Genomic DNA, 24,463 nt, shown 5'->3' on the forward strand with positions numbered 1-24,463 from the left:
TTCCATACCGCAAAAGCCCCGCCGGCAAATGATATGCTCCCTTCTAGGTAGACAGTTGAAATAATAAAACTGTTTATCAAGGAGGGAGCATTTCTTATGCGTAAATATTCTGCTGAAGATAAATTACGAATGGTAAAGCTTATTTTGGAAGCTAAACATAGTATTACATCTGTATCAACAGGCGAAGGAATTCATCCTACTACTTTAGAAGAATGGATTCGTAATTATCAGTCTATGGGTTCAGAAACCTTTTACAACAAAGGATGGACCAAAAGAACTTCTGCCGAGAAAGAGATTGCCGTACAAGAGTATCTTTCTGGTCTTGGTTCACTACGTGATATTTGTAAAAAATATAAAATTTCCAGTACTCGTACACTCAGGCAATGGATTGCGCTGTATAATGGTCATAAGGAACTGAAGGCTTCCAGAACAGGAGGATGTAGTCTTATGACCAAAGGAAGAAAAACAACGTTTGAAGAAAGAGTGGAAATTGCATCCTACTGCATTTCCCATGGCCATAACTATGCTGAAACATCAGAAAACTTTAAGGTGTCCTATCAGCAGGCACGAAATTACACTATCAAATACGAAACAGGCGGAGTTCCTGCATTACAGGATAACCGCGGCAAAAGAAAATCGGAAGATTCTCTTACAGAGGTGGAAAAGCTTCAAGCGGAGTTGAAACTGGAAAAAGCCAAACGGCAACGTGCAGAAATGGAGTTATCATTCTTAAAAAAATTAGAGGAAATCGAAAGGAGGCGGGGCTGAGCCTGATCCGCCACGAGCATATCTATCAGGCTGTCAAAGAAGAACAGAAAGAACACGATTATCCGATACAGGCGCTTTGTAAGATTGGCGGTGTTTCAAGGGCGGCTTATTACAAATGGCTGAACCATGAAATGTCAGAGAATGAACAGGAAAACCGAAAAATTGCGGAACTGATAGAAAAAATCCACATAGAATCACCTGATAAGGGTTATCGCAGAATCCGTGATGAGTTGGAGCGTTACCATGACATTGATGTAAATGATAAACGTGTTTTGCGCATCTGCCGGAAACTTGGTATCAAATCCACCATTAAATATGCAAACGATAGCTGTACAAGACAGGCTGCAAATCCACAGTACATAGCCGAAAATATCCTGAATCGTGAATTTACGGCAGAAGCTCCGAATGAAAAGTGGTTGACCGATGTAACGGAATTTCATTACTATATCGGAAATGAAAAGCACAAGGTATATTTAAGTGCAATTCTTGACCTGTATGACCGAAGAATCGTATCCTACCGTATTGGAGACAGTAATAGTAATGCATTAGTGTTTGATACCTTTGATGATGCAGTCAAAGATAATCCTGATGCACATCCGATGTTTCACAGTGACAGAGGCTTTCAATACACCAATAGAGCCTTTCATGCAAAACTTGAAGCAGCAGGGATGATGCAGAGCATGTCCAGAGTAGCAAAGTGTATCGATAATGGACCAATGGAAGGATTCTGGGGAATTCTAAAACGGGAGCGTTATTATGGTAAACGATTTATGGACAGAGAATCACTGGTGGTCATGATAGAGAAATATATCAATTACTATAACAACAGACGTTTGCAGAGGAAGCTTGGTATAGTAACACCAATGGAGAAACACGAAAAATATTTACAGGCAGCGTAAAAATCTGCCAGCAGGTGATACCTACTGGCAGAAAAAAATTATATTTTTTTGATTGTCTACTTGACGGGAAGCAGTTCAAAACGCCGTCCGGGGCTTTGTGCATTTTCGGAGGAACGAAAAACAACAGCTTACAGGCCGTTTAACTCCCTGGCCCTGTGGCAGGCCACGAAATGACCCGGGAGCACCTCCTCTCAGAACTTCCCGTCGTGTACCTTTTCCATTGGCAGGGCAGAAAGCTCCGTCCCCGCCCCGTGGGCTGCCGGCATTCCAAGGGAAAGAATGGCTTCCAGGCGGAATTTTTCCGGGAAACCGAGGCAGCGCCTGACGTATTCCTCCGTTGTCTCCTCCTCCGGAGTCCTGCGGAGCCGTCCCTGGATCCAGCAGCTTCCCACGCCCAGGCTGTCAGCCATCAGGTGCATATTGGACAAGACGATGGAACAGTCCTCAATCCATGTGTCGGAAAGCTCCGAATCGCCGATCACCACAATCGCGGCTGCGGCATTTGCAAGCATTTTTGCAGCGCCGGCCCGGCATTCTGAGAGCTTTAACAGCATCTCCTTATCCCTCACGACGATAAGCTCCCACGGGCGAAGCCCGCGGCCAGACGCCGACAGAAGTCCCGCCTGTACAATTTCCGTCAAAAGTTTCTCCGGGATTGGTTCTTTTGTGTACTGCCTGACACTGCGCCGGTTCTGCATCATTTCCAGTAATTTCATAGTCTTAACTCCTCTCCTGATATGTTTCCTTTCTTGTACTATGTCCGCTTTGCGGCCATGGGCCTCCGGCGGAACCTGGCACCAGGATTTCTGCGGGGAACGCAGAATCCAGAATGCACAGGTACAATAACCGTCTCACAGTTATTATACCGCAGGTTTCTCATATAAAAAACAAGATTTGCATTTCCCTTTGCGATGTAACGCGATACGGCCAAATATGAGAAAATACCATTCAGACAACTAGGAATATGATAGAGAAATTCGTATATGAGTGCTATAATAAAAATCGGGGGCAGAATTTATGGTACATGGAATTGCGATTATGGGATTAAATGGGTGTGGAAAATCTACACTTGCACATGAGGTCTGTAAATATCTTAATTACTTTGAAATTGATTTAGAGGATTATTTTTTCCCAGAACAAAAGAAATCACGGCAATCCATTCTTGAACATCAATATGATGTTGAATGTGAGCATTTAGGAGAAATTCCGTATTCTGTGCCTCGTTCAAAAAGAGAAGTACAAGAAATGATTCGTGATGAAATAAAAAGGCATGCACAGTTTGTTATATCTGGTGTAACAATGAACTGGGATAAAGATATTTTGGAGGCAGTTGATGCAGCATTTATTTTGGAAGCACCAACTGAGGAACGAGTGAAAAGGGTTCAGCATCGAGAAGAAATCCGATTCGGTTCACGTGTTATGCCAGGCGGTGATATGTATGAACAACAAAAAGCATTTAGAAATATTATAGCTGGTAAAAGTAATCAGACGGTCGAAGAAAGTGCAAATAGATTGAAATGTGTCAAAGTCAAATTGGACGGAACCAAAAGTATTAACGAAAATGTTGCTATCATTGTGAGGACAATAGAAAAATTATAATTGTAGATTTAGTGATAAGCGAAGAATGGAAGGAAGTATATAAATGAGTATTGACTTAAATTTTTGGAAATATCGAAGCGGCGTATATCTGGATAATGCGATGGTGTACCAAAAAGCCTGCTGTGATAATGAGCAAGTCGAGGGATTGGAACAGCTTCCAATCGATGCCATCTTAAAAGAAACAGCAGCAGTCTTCCACGAGTGGACTTCACTTGACCCATTCAACTACGAGAGAGAAGGGCGCGGTTCTTTCCAGATTTCGGCAACTCCACAAACGGTTCGTTTTGACTGTTATTCGATGGAGCGGGCCGATATGAAGCGGTTTTCATCAATTCTGTCTAAATTCGGCTGTCCGTTATATGACCCACAGCAAGGCGTGCGATTTGATAAACTATGCGCGTTTTTGATAGATGAAGCTGGCGAATATAAAACACAAGTCGAGCAGTCCTTTTCCCGTTTGCTTCCCCGCTTAGAATTTTCCGCGCAGATAGTAACGTGGAATGAATATGTTCAGCTTTCAAAAACGCTCAAACATATACAATATGATGCAGGGATTCACCGGGCAAAAACCATGACAAAGGTAACTTCATTTATGAAGTTTGGAAATGCCTGGGCAAACCGCCCTTGTCAATGTAAGACCGCCCAGCTTTCGGACAAAGACCAGGCACGTCAGCTCCTGGGGGAATTACTGCAAAAATCCATGGAACGTGTTGTAAATGATTTTTTAGAGAGAACTTATTACGAATAAAAAGATGTATTCACCAGAACTTCTTTACGCATAATCCCAGCAGCTTTTTCCATACCGCAAAAGCCCCGCCGGCAAACGCCGCCCGGGGCTTTGTGCATTTTCGGAGGAACGAAAAACAACAGCTTACAGGCCGTTTAACTCCCTGGCCCTGTGGCAGGCCACGAAATGACCTGGGAGCACCTCCTCGGCCGCAGGCGTCTTCGCAAAGCAGATGTCCTTCGCATAGGGACACCGCTTCGCAAACCGGCACTCATCCGGCGGATCAATGGGGGATGTGATCTCGCCCTTGATGAGCTTCCGCTCCTTCTTTTCGCCGACCTCGGGAATCGGGACAGCGGCAAGGAGCGCCTGGGTGTAGGGATGGAGCCGGCGGCGGAACATTTCCTCCGAATCGGCAAACTCCACCATCATGCCCAGATACATAACCATGATCGTGTCGGACATATGGCGCACGACGGCCATGTTGTGGGTGATGAACATGTAGGTCAGCCCCAGCTCCTCCTGAAGATCCTGCATCAGGTTGATGACCTGTGCCTGGATCGACACATCCAGGGAAGAAACAGGCTCGTCGCAGACGATGAACTTTGGATTTAACGCCAGAGCCCTCGCCACGCCGATTCGCTGGCAGCGCCCGCCGTCAAGCTCGTGGGGGTACGAGTTGGAGAGGCGCCTTGCAAGGCCGACCGTGTCCATAAGCTCCGCCACGCGGCGGTCAAGCTCTCTTCCCTTCATCTTGCCGTAGATGAGAAGCGGCTCGGCGATGAGCTGTCCCACCGACATACGCGGGTTCAACGACGCAAACGGATCCTGAAAAATCATCTGGATATCCTCACGGAGCGTCTTGATCTCCGAATGGCTGATGCGCGTGATGTCGCGGCCGTCAAACAGGATTTTCCCGTCCGTGGACTCATAAAGATGGATGATGGTACGGCCCAGCGTGGACTTCCCGCAGCCAGACTCGCCGACGACGCCGAGGGTCTTTCCCCTCTCAATCGTAAACGAAACGTCGTCCACGGCGTGAAGCTGCCCTCCGGAAGAAGAAAAATACTTTTTCAGGTTTTTCACCTCAAGAATGTTGTCCATAGCTTATTTTCCTCCTTCCTTCATCATGATGCATTTCACCATGTGGCCCGGCGCCACCTCCACCTTCGGCATCACGCCATGGCGGCAGGCGTCCGTCGCATGGGGACACCTGGGCGCGAAGGCACAGCCGTCCGGAAGCTGTGACGGATCCGGCATCATGCCGGCGATGGGCTTTAACCGGTGCACCTTCTGGCTGAAGTTCGGCAGGGAGCCGAATAAACCGATGGTATAGGGATGTCTGGTATCATTGTAAATCTGCTCTAAGGAACCGCTTTCCACGATATCCCCGGCATACACGACGGCCACCCGGTCGCAGACCTCGGCCACGACGCCAAGGTCATGGGTAATGAGAAGCAGCGATGTTCCCAGCTTCTTTCTTAAGTTCTCAATGAGATCCAGTACCTGCTCCTGAATCGTCACGTCGAGAGCCGTCGTCGGCTCGTCGGCCAGAAGAAGATGCGGGTTGCAGGCCAGGGCGATGGCGATGACGATACGCTGGCGCATGCCGCCGGAAAACTGGTGGGGGAACTCCGAATGGCGGCGTCCCTCGATGTTTACCATCTCCATCATTTCCGTGGCCTTGATAAGCGCCTCCGCCCTGGAAAGCTTTTTATCGCTGTGGAGCCGGATCACCTCGGCAATCTGCTCGCCGACGGTGAGCACCGGGTTTAAGGCCGTCATCGGGTTCTGGAAAATCATGGAAATCTCGCCGCCGCGGATTTTCCGCATCTCCGCCTCTGATTTCTTAAACAGGTTTTCCCCGTTATAATACACCTCGCCGGAAACCACCTTGCCCGGCGGGTTGGGGACAAGCCGCATGACGCCGAGGGCCGTCGTCGTCTTTCCCGCGCCTGTCTCCCCGACGAGGCCAAGAGCCTCGCCCTTTTTAATCGTAAACGAAATATCGTTGACTGCCTTCACCACCGACTTGTCGACAGTATAGTGAATAGACAGATTTTTCACTTCTAACAGGTTCTCGGACATTCTTAGCCTCCTTATTGCTTTAATCTCGGATCAAGTGCATCACGAAGGCCGTCTCCGAAAAGATTGAATGCAAATACCGTAAGCATGATGGCGATGCCCGGGAACGTGATGACATGATAATAGTCACGGATGTAGCTTCTTCCCGTGGAGAGCATGGAGCCCCACTCCGGCGTGGGCGCCGGGACGCCAAGCCCGATGAAGCTTAAGCCCGATATGTTTAAAATTGCCGTGGCAAGTCCCATGGAAACCTGGACGATGATTGGCGCCAGGGAGTTGGGCAGCACGTACTTAATCATGAGCCAGATGTCGCCGGCCCCCGTGGCTCTGGCCGCCTCGATGTACTCCTGGTTCCTCACGGTGATGACGGCCGACCTGGCGACCCTGGCGAAAGCCGGGATGCTGCCGAGGCCGATGGCGATAATCAGGTTCGACATGGAGCTTCCAAGAGCCGCCACAACGGAAATTCCAAGAAGCAGGTTGGGAACCGCCATGAAAATATCAATGATACGCATGAGCACGTTGTCCACAACGCCGCTGTAAAACCCGGCCACACAGCCGATGCCGACGCCGATGACGCAGGCGGCCGCCACGGCCGTAAGCCCGATGGTGAGGGACGTCCGGCAGCCCCAGACAATCCGCGTAAACATGTCGCGCCCCAGCTCATCCGTCCCGAGAAGGTGCTCCGACGACGGGGCCGCAAACGCATTGTCCAGATGGAGCGTCACATAATCCGGGTCGGAAATCTGTGCCGGGAACAGGGCGCAGACCGTCAGCACAACGATGATAAAAAGTCCCACGACTGCCGTCTTGTTCCGCATGAACCGCTTGATAATATCCTTTGCCATGCCCCGGCTGGAAATGGAAAAATCACCGAGATCGGCGTAATTTTCTGCCGGAGCCGTCTTTTTCGTATCGCTCATTCTATGCCGCCTCCTTCTTAACAGCCGCTTTGGCAGCCTTTGGTTTCACGTACTGGGAGCGGATCCGCGGATCCACATAGGCGTAAAGCACGTCGACGATCAGGTTGCAGAAGGCCATGACGACGGCGATGAACAGGATGCCGCCCTGCACAAGCGGCGCATTCTTCACGTTGATGGCGCTGATAATCAGGTTCCCGAGTCCGGGGATCGCAAACACCACCTCGCTGATGGCGGAACCGCCGAGCATACGGCTGAAGTTGATGCCGATGAGCGTCATAACCGGGATGATGGCGTTCCTTAAGGCATGGACGCAGATGATAATCATTTCCTTCTGTCCCTTGGCCCTGGCTGTCCGCACATAGTCCTGACGGATGGCCTCCAGCATACTGGAGCGGGTCATACGCATGATGCCGGCCGACGACGCCGTACCGATGGTGATGGCAGGCAGGATCCAGTGCTTCCAGGAAGTGATCCCGGCCGCCGGAAGAACGCCGAGTTGCACGGAGAACAGCAGGATTAACAAAAGCCCCAGCCAGAAGTTCGGCATGGAAACGCCGACCATGGCGATGACGCGGACGATGTTGTCCCAGATGGAATACTGCTTGACCGCCGAAATGATCCCCAGGGTGATTCCGATAACGACGGAAACCAGGGTGCTCACGATAGTCAGCTTAAAGGTTGTCGGGAACCTGGCAATGATCTCGTCGATCACCGGCTGCTTCGTCGTGTAGGAAATGCCCAGATCCCCGTGAAGGGCGTCGGCAATGTAGTTTACATACTGCACGAGGAACGGGTCGTTTAAGCCGTTTTCCTCGTTGAACATCGCAATGTCTTCCTCCGTCGCCATATCGCCAAGCACGTACTTCGCCGGCTCACCCGGGGAAAAATACAGCATGCTGAACACGAGAAGGACGACTCCAAGCATGATCGGGATCATCATCAGGATCCGGCGTCCGATGAATTTGAGCATGGACTCATCTCCTTTCCAGATATACAAAACGGGCGGGCGACCGAAACACCGGCCCGGCCCCCGCCCGATGAAGGTTACTCATTTACTCGTAAACAACCCAGTCTACGATGTTCTGCCTGTCGATCCGGCGGTCATAGACGTAATTCTCGATCTTGTCGCTGACGCCGTAGATCGTGTCGATCTCTGCAAAGGGGATGGAGAAGCGTATCTCGTCTAAGTAATCCTGGATCTCTTCCTCAAGGGCAGTTCTCTCGTCCGTATCGTAGAGAGTCTTTAATTCCTTTAGCATGGAATCCAGATGATCGTCGTTTGGCGCCAGTCTGGAGCCGAATTCCTTCTCATAGATAATGAGGATGTTGGAAATCTCGTCTGCCGTCGCAACGCGGATGGACGTCTCCCACGGTCCCTGGGCCTCTCTGGTTGCAAGGGCGCTCTGCTCGATGTTGACCTTGACGCCGACGGCCTCCCAGTATGCCTGTACGATCTGTGCCATTCTCTGGTACTCAGTTCCCGGAAGGATGTGGAGCTCAAGCTCAAGGCCTGTCTCATATCCGGCTTCCTTGAGAAGTTCCTTCGCCTTATCCGGATTGTAATCCCACTCGCCGAAGTCCTTAAAGCCCTCCACCATGGACGGATAATAGCCGTTTAACACGTTGGCGCCAGCGTCAAAGGAACCGGCCACAAGCGCATTTTTATCCAGGGCATAGCAGAGTGCCTGGCGGACGCGCAGGTCAGAAAGCTTCTCGCAGTCCATGGCCATGGTAATCAGGTAGTATTTCTCCGACGGGCCCTGCTCGATGTGGTAGCCGTCGATGGCGTTGACTCTCTCGATGTCGCTGCCGCTCACGTAAAGCGCCTGGTCGGCCTCGCCGGTCTCCAGAGCGATGACACGGTTCGTCGGCTCTGCGATGACGTTCACGACGATGTTCGGCGTTGCCGGCTGCTCGCCCCAGTAGCTCTCATTTGCCGTCAGCTTGATGCTGGAGCCGGAAACCCACTCAACCATCTTGTAGGGGCCTGTACCAACCGGCATTCTGGCGTGGTTCTCAGCGCCCATCTCGGTGATCGTCTCCTCGTCGCCGATCCAGGTACGGCCGCCGCCGAGCACGTAAAGGACGGCTGCATACGGCTCATACATGGCAAGGACAACCGTGTGGTCATCTTCCTCATAGGAATTGTCCGGATCGTACCAAACCATCGTGGACTGGGCCGTCGGCTCATCCAGGGAACGTCTTAAAGAAAACAGCACGTCGGAAGCCGTAAACGCGTTTCCGTTCGAGAACACCACGTCCTCACGGAGCTTGAAACGGATATGGGTGTCGTCGATGAACTCCCACTCTGTCGCCAGACGCGGCAGGATATTGCCCTCGGAGTCACGATCCACAAGGCTGTCATAAATCAGGTTGTCGATCAGGTTGACGCTGAGGCCGTTTCCGCAGCAGGGATCCAGGGTCGCCGGCTCCTCCTGGTTTGCAATGACGATGGTGTCTTTCACCTTCCCGCTTCCAGCAGAAGCGGCAGTTGTCTCCGTACCCGTACTTCCGCCGGAGGAAGCACCGGCCGCCGTTGTCTCTGCGGTCTGGGCATTTCCGCCGCCGCAGCCTGTCAGAAGCATTGCCGCACAGAGGGCGGCTGCAATCTGTCTCTTCATAATACCAATTCTCCTTTACTGATTTTTTTCACCGTCTTTCGGGATACCTGCGAGTCCCGGGACGGCGCATGTCCTGCCGTTTTTATCTGTGCTCTGCGATAAACGCCGGCACATCGGCCGCCAGAAGGCCGTCCACACTCTTTAAGCTGGGAATCCCTTCCGCAAACTTCTTTCTCATCTCCACTTCCCTGGCCGCTGCCGCCTCGGCTTTCACAAGCATCTCCTCGATGCCCTCCGGCCGGATCACCACAACGCCGTCCGCGTCTCCGAACACGATATCGCCGGGATGGACGACAGCGCCGGCACAGTTTACAGGGATGTCATACTCGCCGGAAACGCCCCATACGTTCGTTGTCGCCACGGAAATGCCGGTGCAGAATACAGGAAAGTCCATCTCTTCAATATGAAGAGAATCCGTCGCCATGCCGTTGATGACGATGCCGGCAATTCCCATGGCCTTCGCGTTGCGCGCAACCATCTCGCCAACGCTTGCAAACACCTCGTCGCCGCTGTGGTCGATGACGAGGACAGAACCCTTCGGTGCCTCCTGGATGGCCTTATAAAGGGCACAGGAGTCCTTTCCCAAAAGCTTTACCGTATAAGCTGGCCCAACTAATTTTGAATGTTTGTTGATGGGCTTCATCTTCGGATTCATAAATCCGACTCCGAGAAAATGCCCGTATGTAGCCGGGTCGGTCTTTAAAAACCGCTCGGCAAGCTCTTTTGTCCATTCCATGACAAACCCCTCCTCTATTTCTTAATCACGTCGTAGACGTCGCTTCTCCGGTTCACAAGCCCCGGCATACGCCTGCGGACATCGTCCAGATAATCCAGGTCAATATCAGCCATGATCACGCAGGCCGTCTCCCTAGCGCGGCTGATGACAGTTCCCCAGGGATCCACCACCATGGTGGAGCCGAAGGAGTTGCTGACTCCCTTTTTCTTTCCGATCTGAGCCGCCGCAATCACGTAGCTGCTGTTTTCAATGGCGCGGCATCTTAAAATTGCCTCCCAGTGGTCTTTTCCCGTCGGCGTTGTGAAGTTGGCCGGCGTAAACAAAAGCTGTGCACCGTTTAAAACCATGTAGCGGTAAAGCTCCGGGAAGCGGATATCGTAGCAGATGGAAAAGCCGAAGCAGCCAAGCTCCGTATCCAGGGTCACGATCTCATCGCCCGGCTTGATCCGCTCAGACTCGTTCGCCACAGTGCCGTCGGGAAGGGTGATGTCAAAGGTATGGAGCTTTCTGTACTTTGCGATGCACTCGCCCTTCGGGTTTAACATGGCCGTCGTATTGTATTTCCTGTCGCCGTCGGGATTGACCTCCGCGATGGAGCCGCAGTGAATGTAGATGCCGTGCTGCCTTGCCTTTTCGGCCATTAAAGAAATGGTCTCCCCGCCAGGCACCTCTTCGGGCGGCGGCGGATTGTCGCTGATGACGTTCATGACTTCCGGGAACGAGACGAGCTTTGCGCCCTTGGACGCCGCCTCGTCGATGAATTCACAGGCTGCCTTTAAGTTGGCCGCCTTGTCGTCCCTGGTATCCATCTGGACGACGCCGATCTGGTATTTTCTTATCATAATGTTCCTGCCCCCTTTTTAAATGTCCCACTTGGCGTTCATATACTCCACGATCCGGTCAACGCAGCGGGCCACGATTTTTTCACCCTTTTCCCTCGTGGCGCATGTGGCGTCGCCGACGATGGCGTTCGGCGATTTCTCCGCCATGGGCACGAAATGGACGATGTCCGCGTAATCGGCCGTCTCCGGCGGGGGCGCCACGCAGGCTGCCTTATCCATGTGCACAAGCTCCGGCTTTAAATACAGCATGACCGAGGTGCCGCACTCGCTGGCATGTCCGTGAGCCATCCGCCCCTTGCAGTCGAAAATGTCGTCGCCGTGCTGTGCCGTAAACCGCCACCAGTCGATCTGCGCCCAGTTTACGCCCCGCGTCCGCTGCCTCTCGATCATTAAGGATGTGATGATGCCCACATTCGTGGCATGGCCGCTGATGAACAGGAAATTTTTGAAGCCGTAGCCGATCAGGTTGTCAATGAGCTCTTCCATCCACATCCGGTAAAGCGGCGTGGAAACCGTGATGGTGCCCGGATAGTCGAGAAGCGCGCCGGAATCGGCAATTTCCGTCATCGGGGCAATGAGCGCCCCTGTCCGCTCCGCCACACGCTCGGAGACGGCCTCGGCGGCGAACCCGTCAGAGCCCATGGGCAGATGCGGCCCGTAGATTTCGCATGCGCCGGTGGGAATGATGACCGTGTTCGTCTGCCTTCTGCGCTCATCGAACTCCGTCCAGCTCATTTCGCGTATCTTGTACGTCTGCATATGTAACCTCCCTCAAAATTTTGTCTTCATAACCCGGATGCCCGGTGAAAAATTTCCATACAAAAGCATTTCTCATGAGATAATTCGGATTATGAGAAGTTAAATTAAAAATAAATATACGATTATATTTATCTTATTTCGATAATTTAATGCAAATTTCTCTGATTTTTGTCTTTTCAGTCACAAAATCTTGACTTCACTTTTTGTAAATGCTATAATTCACCTATGCTTCTTTACATAATCCGAATTATAAGTGAAGGTTATAAAACCTTTGTTTTTGGGGAATACACATGATCCGTAGGATTATAAATACAAAAGATATGAATCAGGTGCCAGAAGCGAGACAGGGGAAAAGAATTATGTTTATGCCATGTATTTTCTTCTGCCCCAATTGACAAAGTTCTTTGTCCCAGGTAGAATAAACATTACCCCATAAGGGGCACGGGCATTGCGATAAATACGGTAGGCGGTTAGCCACATCACCCGAAAGGGGGTGAGGCCATGCGGATTACTTTACATATCGGGCGGTTTACCGTAACGATTGTTGTAAAAAGCAGAAACCGCCACTCTGCCAAGTGACGGTTCTAATGCACTGCATTATTAACTTTCTCTGAAACAGGGCTGACCGCTTATCGGCAATGCCCTCTTCTATTTCCATTATATCGAAAATAGACGGTTTGTCAAGTATGGTTCACATCCCATTGACATTCCCCCATCCCGCCGATATAATAGTCCCCGGAACGCATTTTCACATAAAAATAAAGAAAGTTTGGTGAACCAATGAAGGGAGATCTGACCCGGGGCCCGGTCATGAAAACCATGCTGCTTTTCGCCCTGCCCATGATACTCGGAAACCTGCTCCAGCAGTGCTACAACGTCGCCGACACCCTGATTGTCGGCCGCTTTCTCGGCGCCGATGCCCTAGCGGCCGTCGGCTCATCCTATACTCTGATGACCTTTTTAACGTCGATTCTTCTCGGCCTCTGCATGGGAAGCAGTGCCGTCTTCTCCATCCGTTTCGGGCAGAAAGACGAAAACGGCTTAAAAGAAGGCATGTGCGCGTCCTTTGTCCTGATTGCCTCCCTGACGGTAATCTTAAACGCGGCCGCCTTCCTCGGCATCGACTGGATCCTTTACTTCCTGCGGGTGCCGGAAGAAATCCAGGGGCTCATGCGGGAATATCTGATTGTCATTTTCTGCGGCATTGCAGCCACCTTCTTCTATAATTACTTTGCCTCGCTCCTTCGGTCTGTGGGAAACTCCGTGATTCCCTTGGCCTTTTTGGCCGTGTCGGCCGTTTTAAACATCGTCCTGGACTTATTTTTCGTCCTGGTGTTAAACCGTGGCGTGGCCGGCGCCGCCGAAGCCACCGTGATTTCCCAGTACGTCTCCGGCATCGGCATCGCTGCCTACACCTGGATCTTCTGCCCCTATCTGCGGGTCACGAAGGCCCACTGCCGGATCCGCCTTTCCTGCGTGAAGGAAATCGCCGGCTTTTCCGTTTTAACCTGTGTCCAGCAGTCAGTCATGAACCTGGGAATCCTCATGGTACAGGGGCTCGTCAACAGCTTCGGCCCCGCCGTCATGGCCGCTTTTGCCGCAGCCGTGAAGATTGATTCCTTCGCCTACATGCCGGTGCAGGACTTCGGAAACGCCTTCTCCTCCTTCATCGCCCAGAACTACGGGGCCAAAAAAGAAGACAGGATCCGCAAGGGCTTAAAAGGCGCCGTCGCCGCCTCCGTCCTGTTCTGCGTCGTTATCTCGGCCGCCGTCTGGATGTTCGCAGAGCCGTTAATGCTTCTATTCATCGACAAAAGCGAGACGGCCATCGTCGCCGAAGGAATCCGCTACCTTCACATCGAAGGCGCCTTCTACTGCGGCATCGGCTGCCTGTTCCTGCTCTACGGCCTCTACCGGGCCCTCGGAAAACCGGGCATGTCCGTGGTTTTGACGGTCATCTCCCTCGGGACACGCGTGGCCCTGGCCTACCTGTTATCAGCCATCCCGGCCGTCGGCGTCGTCGGGATCTGGTGGTCGGTGCCCATCGGATGGGCTCTCGCTGACATCGCAGGGCTTTCCTATTACGTTGTCAGAAAAAACGACCTGCTCCGTTTTGGTTCGTGAAAGACGGCTGTTCTTTCACACATCTTTCAAACTTATTACATCTTCACTAAAGGTTTCGCTCCTATAATGAGAATCATGAAAAAAGAACGCCGTATCGGCGTGAAAAAAGGAGGAAACCTATCATGCAAGCAGCAGGAATTCAACTGCATAAGAAAAAAGTCTTTATGGCCATGACATGTTTCATGGCCGCAATTCTGATTCTGTTCTCTTCATTCCCGGCGCGCGCCGACGGAGGGCTTTCCCTTCACACAAGCTACCCGGGAATGTCCGTGAAGCCGGGCGACAGCCTGAGCATCACCGTCACCTTAGAAAACGCCAGCGGGGCCGGCGTCGACGCAGACGTCGCCCTCACCGAAAGCCCCGAGGGCTGGGACGGCTATCTCCAGGGCGGCAGCTACCAGGTAAATAAAGTCCATGTGCCGGGAGACGGAAGCGGGACAACGCTCACGCTCCATCTGACCGTTCCGAAGGATACGGCCGAGGGCACGTACACGGCCGTCATCGACGCCTCTGCGCCCGGCATGTCCGCCTCCCTTCCGATCACCTTCACAATCTCTGAGAAGGAAGAGGGAAAAGGCAGCTTCACCTCCGAGTACCCGCAGCAGGAAGGCGCCTCCGGCACCAGCTTCAGCTTCAGCACAACCTTAATCAACAACGGCCTGACAACCCAGTCATACAGCCTGTCCTCCAACGCACCGGCCGGCTGGAGCGTCTCCTTCACGCCCTCCGGTGAATCCACAAAAATTGCCGGCATCGACGTGGAATCCGGCGAAAGCAAGGGCATCAACGTGTCTGTCGTCCCGCCGACCGACATCGCCTCCGGCGAATATGACATCTCCTGTTCCGCCGTCTCCGCCCAGGAAACCCTGTCCGTGGACTTAAAGGCCGTCATCACCGGTACATACGGTTTAAAGCTGGAAACACCCGACGGCCGCTTAAGCTTTGACGCCCATGCCGGAAGTGAATCCGACGTGACCTTAAACGTGACAAATACGGGAAACGTCGATCTGACAGATGTGGCCTTAACCTCATCGGCGCCAAGCGGCTGGACTGTCACCTTTGACCTCGAAGACAACTCCATCGACTCCATCGCAGCCGGCGCCACCACCCAGGTTATCGCCCATGTGAAGCCGTCCTCCGACGCCATCACCGGCGATTATGTCACCTCGTTTACGGCCAGGAATTCGGAGACCTCCACCTCTGATACGGCAGAATTCCGCGTCTCCGTAAAGACCAGCACCATCTGGGGCTTTGTCGCCATCGTCATCATTGTCTGCGTCGCAGGCGGCCTCGGCTATGTGTTCAAAAAATACGGGAGACGGTAAGGAGGCGGCCATATGGAGGAAACCCGTGACATCATCATCACGACAGAACACCTGACAAAAACCTACGGCTCAAAGACGGCCGTTTCTCACTTAAACCTGTCCATCCGAAAAGGCGAAATCTTCGGACTTTTAGGCCCCAACGGCGCCGGGAAAACAACGACGACGCTGATGCTTTTAGGCCTCACGGAGCCGACGGAAGGAAGCGCCTTCATCGACGGGAAAAACTGCACCAGGGAGGCCATCGCCGTAAAACGCATCGTCGGCTATCTGCCCGACAGCGTGGGCTTTTATTCCGACATGACCGGCCGCGAAAACCTGCGGTTCACCGGCCGCTTAAACGGCCTCTCCGAGGAAACCATCGAAGCGCGGATTGACGAACTTCTTGAAAAAACCGGCATGACCTATGCCGCTGACCAGAAAACAGGCACCTACTCCCGCGGCATGAAGCAGCGCCTTGGGATTGCCGACGTGCTCATGAAAGACCCGCAGGTCATCATCATGGATGAACCGACTCTGGGCATCGACCCGGAAGGCATGCGGGAGTTAATGACCTTAATCCGCCGCCTGGCCGAGGAGGACGGCCGCACGATCCTAATCTCCTCCCACCAGCTTTACCAGATCCAGCAGATCTGCGACCGCGTCGGCCTCTTCGTAGGCGGAAACCTCATCGCCTGCGGCCGCATCGACGAGCTGGCGGCTCAGACCATGGCGGACGGCCGCTGCTCCCTGGAAGCCGCCGCCGTGCCGGACGACTCCGGCTGGCGCGACCTGCTGTTAAGCCTCGGAAACGTGGAGTCCGTCGAGCGTGAGGGAGATTTCTATGTGGTAAACTCGAAATCTGACGTGAAGCGGGAGCTTTTAAGAAAGGCTCTGGACGGCGGCTACACCATAAGCCACCTGCGGGAGCGCGGAAGCGACCTGGATGAAATTTACAGACGTTATTTTGAGAAAGCAGGGCAGACAGATGGAAATGATCATGAAAGAAAAAATAAAACATTTATTTCCCTCAAAAGGAAATAGCGCCGGCAGCGGGCTCATGGCCCTCTACCGGAAGGAAATGGCGGATCACATCCGGAGCCGGCGGTTCCTCATCGTCCTGGCCCTGATCCTCATCACCAGCTTCGCCAGCATTTACGGCGCGCTGTCCGGCTTAAAAGACGCCATTTCCGCCGATCCCGACTTTATCTTTTTAAAGCTCTTTACCTTAAGCGGGGATTCCATTCCCTCGTTTACCTCCTTCATCGCTCTCTTAGGCCCCTTCGTGGGCGTAACCCTGGGCTTTGACGCCATCAACAGCGAGCGGTCAGAAGGGACGTTAAACCGGCTCGTCTCGCAGCCCATCTACCGGGACGCCGTCATCAACGGCAAATTCCTGGCCGGCGCCACGATTATTTTCATCATGGTATTTTCCATGGGGCTTATTATCAGCGCCGTCGGGCTCCTGACAACGGGAATCCCGCCAAGCACAGAGGAGACCGGCCGGCTCCTTGCCTACCTGATTTTCACAGGCATCTACATCTCGTTCTGGCTGGCCCTCTCGATCCTGTTTTCCGTCCTCTGCCGCCACGCGGCCACCTCGGCCATGGCAGTCATCGGGATCTGGATCTTCTTCGCACTGTTCATGAGCCTCGTCGTAAGCATCGTCGTGGACTTCTTATATCCTGTCGAAAAAATGACGACAATGGGCGATCTCATTAACAGCTACGACATGATCCTGGGGCTCAACCGCCTCTCTCCGTACTATCTGTACAGCGAGGCCGTCTCCACGATCATGAACCCATCCGTGCGATCCATGAACATCATCACGCTCAACCAGCTTTCCGGCGCCATCGACGGCTACCTGTCCCTGGGACAAAGCCTGCTTCTCGTATGGCCCCACATGGTCGGGCTCCTGGCTGCGACGGCCGTCATCTTCGCGGCCTCCTACATAAGCTTCATGCGGAAAGAAATCCGCAGCCGGTAAAACTGCTCCGGGGCCCCGCTCTTCTTTGCGAGGCCCCGGCTTTGTGAAAAATTGATGAATTATGCATCCCATGCCTTGACCTTGGGCGTGGAAAGGCCGAAAATGAGTAACAGTTCAGTACCAGAAAAGAGGCATGACAACATGAAAATTCTTCTCATAAATGAAACAGAACGGCTTGCCGCCTCCATACAGGAGCTATTAAAGCAGCATTGGTATGAAGCAGATGTCTGCGCCGACGGGCCCACGGGCCTTGCCGCCCTTAAGACAGGCCAGTATGACGCTGTCCTTCTCGACTTCACGCTTCCGGGAAAAGACGGGCCGGCTCTCTTAAAAGAAATCCGCTCCTGCGGCATCTCCATCCCCGCCGTCCTCCTGACAGAAAAAAACAGGCCGTCTGACCGGATTACCGGGCTGGAGGCAGGCGCTGACTATTGCCTCGAAAAACCCTTTGACACAGGCGAGCTCCTGGCCGTCATAAAAACCGTAACCAGACGCCGCGGCGAGCTTCTCCCCGACTGCCTGTCCTACGGGAACCTGTCCTTAAACCAGACTACCTACTGCCTGTCAGGGCCAAAAACTTCTCTCCAGCTGGGGCGAAAGGAATATGAAGTCATGCGGATCCTGCTGGCCAACCGGGAAATCGTCGTCTCCAAGGAAATGCTGCTTGCAAAAATCTGGGGAGACCGCCCCGATGCCGTGGAAAACAACGTGGAAATCTACATTTCCTTTCTCCGGAAAAAGCTGGAATGCCTGGGCGCCAACGTAAAAATTGTCACCATGCGCCACTTTGGCTATCATCTGGCATTAAAATGAATGCGGCAGACCTCCATTCAGCCTGCCGCATTCCCTGTTCTTTTTATCTTACGCACCGGGCCCGTCCTGTTCCTCGGTAATCTTCACAACCTTCACCGACTCGTTCCCGTTTTTATCCCTCGCATAAAAGGTATAAGTCCCTGCATTGTCAATCCGGAACGTCGCCACATCGTTGGAATTGATCGTAAACGGCTCTCCGGCCGTCCCGCCGGCAAAATCCGGAGCCGTCAGCTCGCCCCGGTTGTAGGCTAACGTCTCCAGGTCGCCGTCCACATCCACGACACGGACCGTCAGATAGGACTTCCCGAGCCTGGAAGAAAACTTTGTCTCAATATACGGCGCCGTCCCGCTTTCCGGGGCGCTTCCGGCGTTTGAAAAACCCTGTCCCGAAAGGCCGCTTAAATCAAAGGCCAGGGCCGCCCCGGCATCCACGATGCCGCCGCTTGCCGTAAGCCCGGAAAGGCCGTCGAGGGGCTTTGCCGTCTTTAACAGGATTTCCTTCACATCGGCCGGCCCAATCCCGTCAAAATACGAATACACCAGCGCCGCCACGCCGGACACCATCGGCGCCGCCATGGACGTTCCCGTCATATAACCGTAGGAATTTCCCGGCGTCGTGCTTAGAATATACGTGCCGGGGGCCGCAAGATCCACCGTGGCCGCCCCGAAGTTGGAGCTGGAATTCAAAATCCCGTTAAACTCCACGTTCGCCACGGAAATGATGTTGTCGAGGTCAAAGGCCGCCGGATAAAACGGCGTCTCGTCCGTGTTGACCCCAAGCCCCGTAAGCTCGTCGCCGTTTCCGGCCGCCACCACAAACAGCATGCCTGAGTTTGCCATGGCCTGATAAAGGGCCGCGTCATAGACCGTCGTCGTCAGGCTCAGGTTGCAGATCACAGCGCCGTTTTCCTCTGCATAGCGGATGGCCTTAATGAGAGAGGCCGTGTTCCCGCCGCCTCTGGAACCGCCTAAAATCTTCACCGGCATGATCTTTGCACGGTTTCCCGGCACGATCCCGGTGATTCCCGCCCCGTTGTTTGCGGCCGCCGCGATGGTTCCGGCTCCGTGCGTCCCGTGGCTGTCGTCACTGCCTGTAAAGACCTGGTTATTGTCGTCGTAAAAATTCCAGCCGTAAACGTCGTCCACATAGCCGTTTCCGTCGTCATCCACGCCGTTTCCCGGAATCTCCCCGGCATTGACCCAGATGGAGCCGGAAAGCTCCGGATGGCTGTAATCAATGCCCGTATCCAGCATCGCCACAATCACATCCCGCGTCCCGCTTCCGTACCTGGCCCAGGCGTCCGAAATGTTGATGTCAACCCCGGCCTCGGCATTCTGCCTCACCACTTCCACCAGGACACCGATCATATCCGGCTTCTGCCAGCCCGGCCCAAAGCCCTCGCTGTCCTTCCACTGTCCCGGTTCCGCCGGCTCGCCGAAGGGATCATCGTACACAGGATACATGTTCTTTTCTTCTTCGATATAAAAGCTGCCGTCATTAAACAAGGCCCACTGTTCCCCGGCCAGTTCATCGTTTACGTTAAGCCCCTGGGCCTCATAGGAATAATTGGGCTGGACGAGCACCACGTCGTCCCTCTCCTTTAAGGCCGCAATGGTCTCCTTTAACTCTGCCTCAGAGCCGCAGGCATAAACCTCCGGTTCCCCGTCCGCCAAAACAGCCAGGATTTCCCCGTTTTCATAGGCGGACACATCCTCTGTCACAGACGCTTTCGTTTCCGCAGCCTGCACCGCGCCTTCAGCCGCCCCAATTTCTGCCGCACCGGCAGTTGGGACGGCGCATCCGGCCAAAGCCTGAACGCAGAGCAGTACTGCCATAAAAAGTGAAAGCTTTCTTCTATTCACAAAAATCCCCTTTCTTTCTCGAATCTGCCGTTTCCGGAATTATACACGGGAAATATAGTCAAATCGTGGCGAAACTGTGGAAAATGTGTGAACTTTCGTCCGACCGGCTGCTCCCTCTCCCCGCAGGCTGCCTGTACGCCGCGGCATGGCGGCCGCAGAAAGACCTGCGAAATGCGAACAGGATGTACTCCATATCAGAATACATCCTGTACCATCTATCGTTCCGTATCCGTCCTGTCCTCCGGCCGTCTCCAGTCATTTCCGGTCTCCTGCCCTCTGGCAGCGCCTCCGGACGGATTCCCGTTGTTCCAGCCTGTCATCCCGCCGTCCTGGGGTGCGTTCTGGCCCTGCGGGTACCTTCCCTGCTGGCCGGGATAGCCCTGCCCCTGCGGGTAGCCTGGATACGGCGGATACTGGCCGCCTGCACCCTGCGGCACCTGACCGCTGTTTCCCGGATATCCGTAAGGCGGACGCCCGCCAGGAGCGCCCTGGTTCTGCGGATAGCCCTGGCCATATCCCTGGCCTCCGGCCATTCCGTTCTGACCCTGGCCGTATCCCTGGCCTCCGGCCATTCCGTTCTGGCCCTGCGGATACCCCTGGCCTGCGCCAGCTCCGCTCTGGCCATACCCCTGGCTTCCGCCAGCTCCGCCCTGGCCCTGCGGCGGATACTGGCCGCCGTTCCTGCGGTCCGCTCCCGTTTCGCGGGCAAACCTCGTCTTCTTCTCCTCGTCTTCCTCCTCCGGCTCCGGAATTCCCTTCACCTGGCGGAAAATCCGCATGAATTCCTTGCCGGTGATGGTCTCTTTCTCAATTAAGAACTCGGCAATCTTATCCATCGCATCCCGGTTTTCAGAAAGAAGCCGCTTCGCCTCGGCATATGCCTCCTTGAGGATCCGCATAACCTCCTGATCGATCTCACCTGCCGTCGCATCGCCGCAGTTTAAGACCGTCCGCCCGGTTAAATACTGGTTCTCCTGGGTTTCAAGCCCCATAAGCCCGAACTTCTCGGACATGCCGTACTGCGTCACCATGGCTCTTGCGATCCGCGTTGCCTGCTCGATATCGTTGGCGGCGCCGGTCGTCACCGTATCGAACACCAGCTCCTCAGCCGCACGCCCAGCCAACGCACCGACTAACATCGCCTGAAGCTCCTTCTTCGTGTTGAGGAACTTCTCCTCCTCCGGCACCTGCATTACATATCCCAATGCGCCCATGGTTCTCGGCACAATCGTAATCTTCTGAACCGGCTCCGCATCCTTCTGGAGAGCAGATACAAGCGCATGGCCTACTTCATGATAGGAAACGATCCGCCGCTCTTCCTTGCTCAGGATCCTGTCTTTCTTCTCTTTGCCCACAAGCACCAGCTCAACCGCCTCAAACAGATCCTTCTGGGACACGGCGTTTCGCCCGTGCTTGACGGCATTGATGGCCGCCTCATTCATCATGTTGGCAAGGTCAGCGCCGACGGCGCCGGAGGTTGCCAGCGCAATCTCCTCGAAATCCACGGTCTCATCCAGATGGACATCCTTGGAATGTACCTTCAAAATATTGATCCGGCCCTTTAAATCCGGCTTATCCACGATAATCCGACGGTCAAAACGGCCCGGACGCAGGAGCGCCGGATCCAGAATTTCCGGCCGGTTCGTGGCCGCCATCACAAGAAGTCCCTTGGAAGAATCAAAACCGTCCATCTCCGAAAGGAGCTGGTTTAAGGTCTGCTCCCGCTCGTCGTTGCCGCCGAATCTGGAATCACGGCTCCGGCCGATGGCATCCACCTCGTCGATGAAAATAATACAGGGAGCCGACTGCTGCGCCTGCTTAAACAGGTCGCGGACACGCGAAGCGCCCACTCCGACGAACATTTCCACAAAATCCGATCCCGACAGGGAGTAAAACGGCACATGCGCCTCACCGGCCACGGCCCTTGCAAGCAGGGTCTTTCCGGTTCCGGGCGGGCCCACAAGAAGCGCGCCCTTCGGAAGCTTGGCGCCGATCTTCGTATATTTTCCCGGATTATGGAGGAAGTCCACGATCTCCACAAGGGATTCCTTGGCTTCGTCCTCACCGGCCACATCGGCAAAGGTGACGCCGGTCTCCTTTTGGACATAGACCTTTGCATTGCTCTTCCCGACGCCCATGACGCCGCCTCCGCCGCCCATCCGGCTGAACATCATATAAAGCAGGAAAATCATCAGAGCCGACGGCAGCACCCATCCGAGGATGAAGCTTAACACGCTGGCCCCGGCATTAACATCTTCACCAAGGATATGCACATCGGATGCCAGAAGCCGATTTGCGAAATCAGCGTCCTGAATCCGGACAGTATAGTATTCCTTGAAACGATTATACGACCGGGACTCTGCCTTCGGTGTGATTAAAAGCCGATTGCCGGACTCACGTACCGTATCGATTTCATTATTTTCCAGCATCTGCACAAACTCTTCATAGCCCAGCTCCTCTGTCTGGCTCTTCTTGATGGCACTGTTCATCATACTGACCGCAATCAGGGTCAGGATCATGATAACCACAAGAACGCCGATGCTCTGGCCGCTGGGCCTCTTATTGTTATTTCGATTCTGATTGTTATCCATTCCTTTTCTCCACTTCTATATACATATACCGCGCTCTGCATCCGAACAGATTTTCACGATACGAATCCATTATAGTTTGAGTTTCCCCATATGGCAATAAAAAAAATATAAAAATTTCGCTTAGCTTTGACAAATTCCGCCTTTTCTGCGATACTGGACAGGAAAACAAGAAAAGAAGGGAAAATACCATGGAACAAGCCGTCCATCCGATCCCTCCGGTTTACGACAGCCGGTCGGAAATCCTCATTCTCGGTTCCTTCCCGTCAGTAAAATCCCGGGAAGGCTGCTTTTTTTACCATCACCCACAAAACCGTTTCTGGAAAGTGCTGGCCGCCATCATGGAAGCGCCGCTCCCCGAAACCATCGAAGAGAAAAAAGCGTTCCTTCTAAAACACCGCATTGCCGTCTGGGATGTGATTGCCTCCTGCCGTATCGAGGGCTCCAGCGACAGCTCCATCCGCGATGCCGTGCCCAACGACCTCTCTGTGATTGTAAACGCAGCCCCCATCCGGCGGATTTTCTGCAACGGCGGAACATCGGGCCGTTATTATAAGAAATATCAGGAAAAACAACTTGGCCGCCCGGCCGCAGTGCTTCCTTCCACCAGCCCGGCAAACGCCGCCTGGACGCTTGACCGCCTCGTCGCCGCCTGGTCGGTGATTCTGGAAAACCAGGAATCATAATCCAGTATGGCAGCAACACCCCCCAGGGCATACTGGGGATGAGGTGATGAACATGAAAAAAGATGATTTCGACATCGACATCCAGTCCTGCTCTGCCATGGACTGCACCGGCCTGATTCCCGCCCTGCCCCAGTCTGACGCAGAGCTGGAGGCCTACAACCAGATGTACCGTTTTATCCCGGAACCTCCCGACGGAGTTTCGGACAGTCCGAAAAATTCAGAAAACCGGAGGTAGCACATGGGCATGACATACGAATCATGTACCCTCTGTCCCAGAAAGTGCGGCGCAGACCGCCGCACCGGGACAGGCTTCTGCATGCAGAAAGATCAGCCGAAAATCGCCCGCGCCGCCCTGCATCACTGGGAAGAGCCATGTATCAGCGGAACCCGCGGAAGCGGCACCGTCTTTTTTTCCGGCTGCACCTTAAAATGCGTCTTCTGCCAGAATTACAGCTTAAGCCATGAAAACTTCGGAAAAGAGGTCTCCGTTTCCCGCCTTTCCGAAATTTTCCTGGAACTTGAAGAACAGGGCGCCCACAACATCAACCTTGTGACAGCGACCCATTTTCTCCCGTCCGTCCTCTCCGCTCTCGACCGTGTAAAAAACAGGCTGCGAATCCCCGTGGTCTATAACTGCGGCGGCTATGAACGGCCGGAAACCATCCGGGAACTGGACGGCTATGTGGATATTTATCTCCCGGATCTCAAATACTATGACCCGGTTCTGTCGGAAAAATATTCCGGCGCTGCCGATTATTTTACATATGCGTCCGCCTCGTTAAAGGAGATGATTCGCCAGACCAGCGGCCTCTCCTGGAATGAACACGAACCCGGACTTTTAAAGACGGGCGTCGTCGTCCGCCACATGGTTCTCCCCGGCGCCAGAAACGACTCGATCCGCCTTCTTACCTGGCTTCATGACGAACTTCCTGAAGGCAGCTTTCTCATAAGCCTGTTAAGTCAGTACACGCCCTTTTACCATAGCTGCCAGTATCCGGAAATCAACCGCCGGATCACCTCCTACGAATATCAGAAGGTCGTGGACGCGGCCCTTGCCCTCGGGCTCACAAATGGGTATATGCAGGAAAAAAGCAGTGCAAAAGAAGAATACACGCCGCCTTTTGACTTGACTGGTGTATAGA

Annotated in this window: 23 protein-coding genes; 12 read left to right on the forward strand and 11 right to left on the reverse strand. The window is 53.7% G+C overall.

The window, feature by feature from the left end:
• The first annotated feature begins 96 nt into the window (after positions 1-96).
• Positions 97-768, forward strand: a complete 672-nt coding sequence (locus KE531_03655) for a transposase (protein MBR9952723.1) — start codon at positions 97-99, stop codon at positions 766-768.
• Positions 738-1,667, forward strand: a complete 930-nt coding sequence (locus KE531_03660; protein ID MBR9952724.1) for an IS3 family transposase — start codon at positions 738-740, stop codon at positions 1,665-1,667. Before KE531_03655 ends, KE531_03660 begins: the two co-directional genes overlap by 31 nt.
• A gap of 191 nt (positions 1,668-1,858) precedes the next feature.
• Here KE531_03660 and KE531_03665 read toward each other — a convergent pair whose 3' ends face one another.
• A complete protein-coding gene (locus KE531_03665) occupies positions 1,859-2,383 on the reverse strand; it encodes a nitroreductase family protein (GenBank protein ID MBR9952725.1) in 525 nt (174 codons plus the stop codon).
• A gap of 301 nt (positions 2,384-2,684) precedes the next feature.
• Between KE531_03665 and KE531_03670 the strand changes: the two genes are divergently transcribed.
• Together KE531_03670 and KE531_03675 are read left to right on the forward strand one after the other, a co-directional pair.
• The gene (locus KE531_03670; protein MBR9952726.1) at positions 2,685-3,266 is read left to right on the forward strand and encodes an AAA family ATPase; all 582 of its coding nucleotides are present in this window, start codon (positions 2,685-2,687) and stop codon (positions 3,264-3,266) included.
• 43 nt (positions 3,267-3,309) lie between these two features.
• Complete coding sequence (locus KE531_03675) at positions 3,310-4,014, forward strand: hypothetical protein (protein ID MBR9952727.1); 705 nt, start codon at positions 3,310-3,312, stop codon at positions 4,012-4,014.
• 123 nt (positions 4,015-4,137) lie between these two features.
• Here the strand turns inward: KE531_03675 and KE531_03680 are convergent, their stop codons facing one another.
• The 8 genes from KE531_03680 to KE531_03715 all read right to left on the reverse strand — a co-directional run bounded on the left by KE531_03680 (position 4,138) and on the right by KE531_03715 (position 11,959).
• Positions 4,138-5,097, reverse strand: coding sequence for an ATP-binding cassette domain-containing protein (locus KE531_03680; GenBank protein ID MBR9952728.1), 960 nt, complete (start codon positions 5,095-5,097; stop codon positions 4,138-4,140).
• Between the two features lie 3 nt (positions 5,098-5,100).
• Positions 5,101-6,081, reverse strand: coding sequence for an ABC transporter ATP-binding protein (locus KE531_03685; GenBank protein ID MBR9952729.1), 981 nt, complete (start codon positions 6,079-6,081; stop codon positions 5,101-5,103).
• An 11-nt stretch (positions 6,082-6,092) separates the two neighbouring features.
• Entirely contained in the window at positions 6,093-6,926 is an 834-nt protein-coding gene (locus KE531_03690; protein ID MBR9952730.1) for an ABC transporter permease, read from the reverse strand.
• Between the two features lie 76 nt (positions 6,927-7,002).
• Positions 7,003-7,971, reverse strand: a complete 969-nt coding sequence (locus tag KE531_03695; protein ID MBR9952731.1) for an ABC transporter permease — start codon at positions 7,969-7,971, stop codon at positions 7,003-7,005.
• A gap of 82 nt (positions 7,972-8,053) precedes the next feature.
• Positions 8,054-9,622, reverse strand: coding sequence for an ABC transporter substrate-binding protein (locus KE531_03700; protein ID MBR9952732.1), 1,569 nt, complete (start codon positions 9,620-9,622; stop codon positions 8,054-8,056).
• A gap of 82 nt (positions 9,623-9,704) precedes the next feature.
• Positions 9,705-10,358, reverse strand: a complete 654-nt coding sequence (locus KE531_03705; protein ID MBR9952733.1) for an RraA family protein — start codon at positions 10,356-10,358, stop codon at positions 9,705-9,707.
• Positions 10,359-10,372: 14 nt separating this feature from the next.
• Positions 10,373-11,200 carry a carbon-nitrogen hydrolase family protein gene (locus tag KE531_03710; protein ID MBR9952734.1) on the reverse strand — a complete coding sequence of 276 codons (828 nt, stop codon included), beginning with the start codon at positions 11,198-11,200 and terminating at the stop codon, positions 10,373-10,375.
• 18 nt (positions 11,201-11,218) lie between these two features.
• Positions 11,219-11,959: a creatininase family protein gene (locus tag KE531_03715; protein ID MBR9952735.1), complete on the reverse strand. Its 741-nt coding sequence runs from the start codon at positions 11,957-11,959 to the stop codon at positions 11,219-11,221.
• Between the two features lie 780 nt (positions 11,960-12,739).
• Here KE531_03715 and KE531_03720 point away from each other — a divergent pair.
• The 5 genes from KE531_03720 (at position 12,740) to KE531_03740 (ending at position 18,184) form a co-directional block, all read left to right on the forward strand.
• Positions 12,740-14,083: an MATE family efflux transporter gene (locus KE531_03720; GenBank protein MBR9952736.1), complete on the forward strand. Its 1,344-nt coding sequence runs from the start codon at positions 12,740-12,742 to the stop codon at positions 14,081-14,083.
• Positions 14,084-14,205: 122 nt separating this feature from the next.
• Entirely contained in the window at positions 14,206-15,408 is a 1,203-nt protein-coding gene (locus tag KE531_03725; GenBank protein MBR9952737.1) for a hypothetical protein, read from the forward strand.
• A gap of 12 nt (positions 15,409-15,420) precedes the next feature.
• Positions 15,421-16,428 carry an ABC transporter ATP-binding protein gene (locus KE531_03730; protein MBR9952738.1) on the forward strand — a complete coding sequence of 336 codons (1,008 nt, stop codon included), beginning with the start codon at positions 15,421-15,423 and terminating at the stop codon, positions 16,426-16,428.
• On the forward strand, positions 16,373-17,371 hold the full coding sequence (locus tag KE531_03735; GenBank protein ID MBR9952739.1) for an ABC transporter permease: 999 nt from the start codon (positions 16,373-16,375) through the stop codon (positions 17,369-17,371). The genes KE531_03730 and KE531_03735 overlap by 56 nt, the downstream gene beginning before the upstream one ends.
• A gap of 141 nt (positions 17,372-17,512) precedes the next feature.
• Complete coding sequence (locus KE531_03740) at positions 17,513-18,184, forward strand: response regulator transcription factor (GenBank protein ID MBR9952740.1); 672 nt, start codon at positions 17,513-17,515, stop codon at positions 18,182-18,184.
• Positions 18,185-18,232: 48 nt separating this feature from the next.
• Here the strand turns inward: KE531_03740 and KE531_03745 are convergent, their stop codons facing one another.
• Entirely contained in the window at positions 18,233-19,648 is a 1,416-nt protein-coding gene (locus KE531_03745; protein MBR9952741.1) for a S8 family serine peptidase, read from the reverse strand.
• Positions 19,649-20,262: 614 nt separating this feature from the next.
• Complete coding sequence (gene ftsH / locus KE531_03750; GenBank protein MBR9952742.1) at positions 20,263-22,638, reverse strand: ATP-dependent zinc metalloprotease FtsH; 2,376 nt, start codon at positions 22,636-22,638, stop codon at positions 20,263-20,265.
• A gap of 188 nt (positions 22,639-22,826) precedes the next feature.
• Here ftsH and KE531_03755 point away from each other — a divergent pair, with 188 nt between their 5' ends.
• Genes KE531_03755 through KE531_03765 form a run of 3 tightly spaced genes read left to right on the forward strand, consistent with a single transcriptional unit; the run spans position 22,827 to position 24,462 of the window.
• Positions 22,827-23,321, forward strand: coding sequence for a DNA-deoxyinosine glycosylase (locus KE531_03755; protein MBR9952743.1), 495 nt, complete (start codon positions 22,827-22,829; stop codon positions 23,319-23,321).
• 43 nt (positions 23,322-23,364) lie between these two features.
• The gene (locus tag KE531_03760; protein MBR9952744.1) at positions 23,365-23,556 is read left to right on the forward strand and encodes a hypothetical protein; all 192 of its coding nucleotides are present in this window, start codon (positions 23,365-23,367) and stop codon (positions 23,554-23,556) included.
• A 3-nt stretch (positions 23,557-23,559) separates the two neighbouring features.
• Entirely contained in the window at positions 23,560-24,462 is a 903-nt protein-coding gene (locus tag KE531_03765) for a radical SAM protein (GenBank protein MBR9952745.1), read from the forward strand.
• Position 24,463 lies beyond the last annotated feature (1 nt).

The sequence above is a fragment of the Eubacteriaceae bacterium Marseille-Q4139 genome, assembly GCA_018223415.1.
Lineage (GTDB): Bacteria > Bacillota > Clostridia > Lachnospirales > Lachnospiraceae > CABSIM01.

Coding starts and splice junctions, on each gene's coding strand:
- KE531_03655 (MBR9952723.1), top strand. CDS start 97: ATGCGTAAATATTCTGCTGAAGATAAATTACGAATGGTAAAGCTTATT.
- KE531_03665 (MBR9952725.1), bottom strand. CDS start 2,383: ATGAAATTACTGGAAATGATGCAGAACCGGCGCAGTGTCAGGCAGTAC.
- KE531_03670 (MBR9952726.1), top strand. CDS start 2,685: ATGGTACATGGAATTGCGATTATGGGATTAAATGGGTGTGGAAAATCT.
- KE531_03675 (MBR9952727.1), top strand. CDS start 3,310: ATGAGTATTGACTTAAATTTTTGGAAATATCGAAGCGGCGTATATCTG.
- KE531_03680 (MBR9952728.1), bottom strand. CDS start 5,097: ATGGACAACATTCTTGAGGTGAAAAACCTGAAAAAGTATTTTTCTTCT.
- KE531_03685 (MBR9952729.1), bottom strand. CDS start 6,081: ATGTCCGAGAACCTGTTAGAAGTGAAAAATCTGTCTATTCACTATACT.
- KE531_03690 (MBR9952730.1), bottom strand. CDS start 6,926: ATGGCAAAGGATATTATCAAGCGGTTCATGCGGAACAAGACGGCAGTC.
- KE531_03695 (MBR9952731.1), bottom strand. CDS start 7,971: ATGCTCAAATTCATCGGACGCCGGATCCTGATGATGATCCCGATCATG.
- KE531_03700 (MBR9952732.1), bottom strand. CDS start 9,622: ATGAAGAGACAGATTGCAGCCGCCCTCTGTGCGGCAATGCTTCTGACA.
- KE531_03705 (MBR9952733.1), bottom strand. CDS start 10,358: ATGGAATGGACAAAAGAGCTTGCCGAGCGGTTTTTAAAGACCGACCCG.
- KE531_03710 (MBR9952734.1), bottom strand. CDS start 11,200: ATGATAAGAAAATACCAGATCGGCGTCGTCCAGATGGATACCAGGGAC.
- KE531_03715 (MBR9952735.1), bottom strand. CDS start 11,959: ATGCAGACGTACAAGATACGCGAAATGAGCTGGACGGAGTTCGATGAG.
- KE531_03720 (MBR9952736.1), top strand. CDS start 12,740: ATGAAGGGAGATCTGACCCGGGGCCCGGTCATGAAAACCATGCTGCTT.
- KE531_03725 (MBR9952737.1), top strand. CDS start 14,206: ATGCAAGCAGCAGGAATTCAACTGCATAAGAAAAAAGTCTTTATGGCC.
- KE531_03730 (MBR9952738.1), top strand. CDS start 15,421: ATGGAGGAAACCCGTGACATCATCATCACGACAGAACACCTGACAAAA.
- KE531_03735 (MBR9952739.1), top strand. CDS start 16,373: ATGGAAATGATCATGAAAGAAAAAATAAAACATTTATTTCCCTCAAAA.
- KE531_03740 (MBR9952740.1), top strand. CDS start 17,513: ATGAAAATTCTTCTCATAAATGAAACAGAACGGCTTGCCGCCTCCATA.
- KE531_03745 (MBR9952741.1), bottom strand. CDS start 19,648: ATGTATCCTGTGTACGATGATCCCTTCGGCGAGCCGGCGGAACCGGGA.
- ftsH (MBR9952742.1), bottom strand. CDS start 22,638: ATGGATAACAATCAGAATCGAAATAACAATAAGAGGCCCAGCGGCCAG.
- KE531_03755 (MBR9952743.1), top strand. CDS start 22,827: ATGGAACAAGCCGTCCATCCGATCCCTCCGGTTTACGACAGCCGGTCG.
- KE531_03765 (MBR9952745.1), top strand. CDS start 23,560: ATGGGCATGACATACGAATCATGTACCCTCTGTCCCAGAAAGTGCGGC.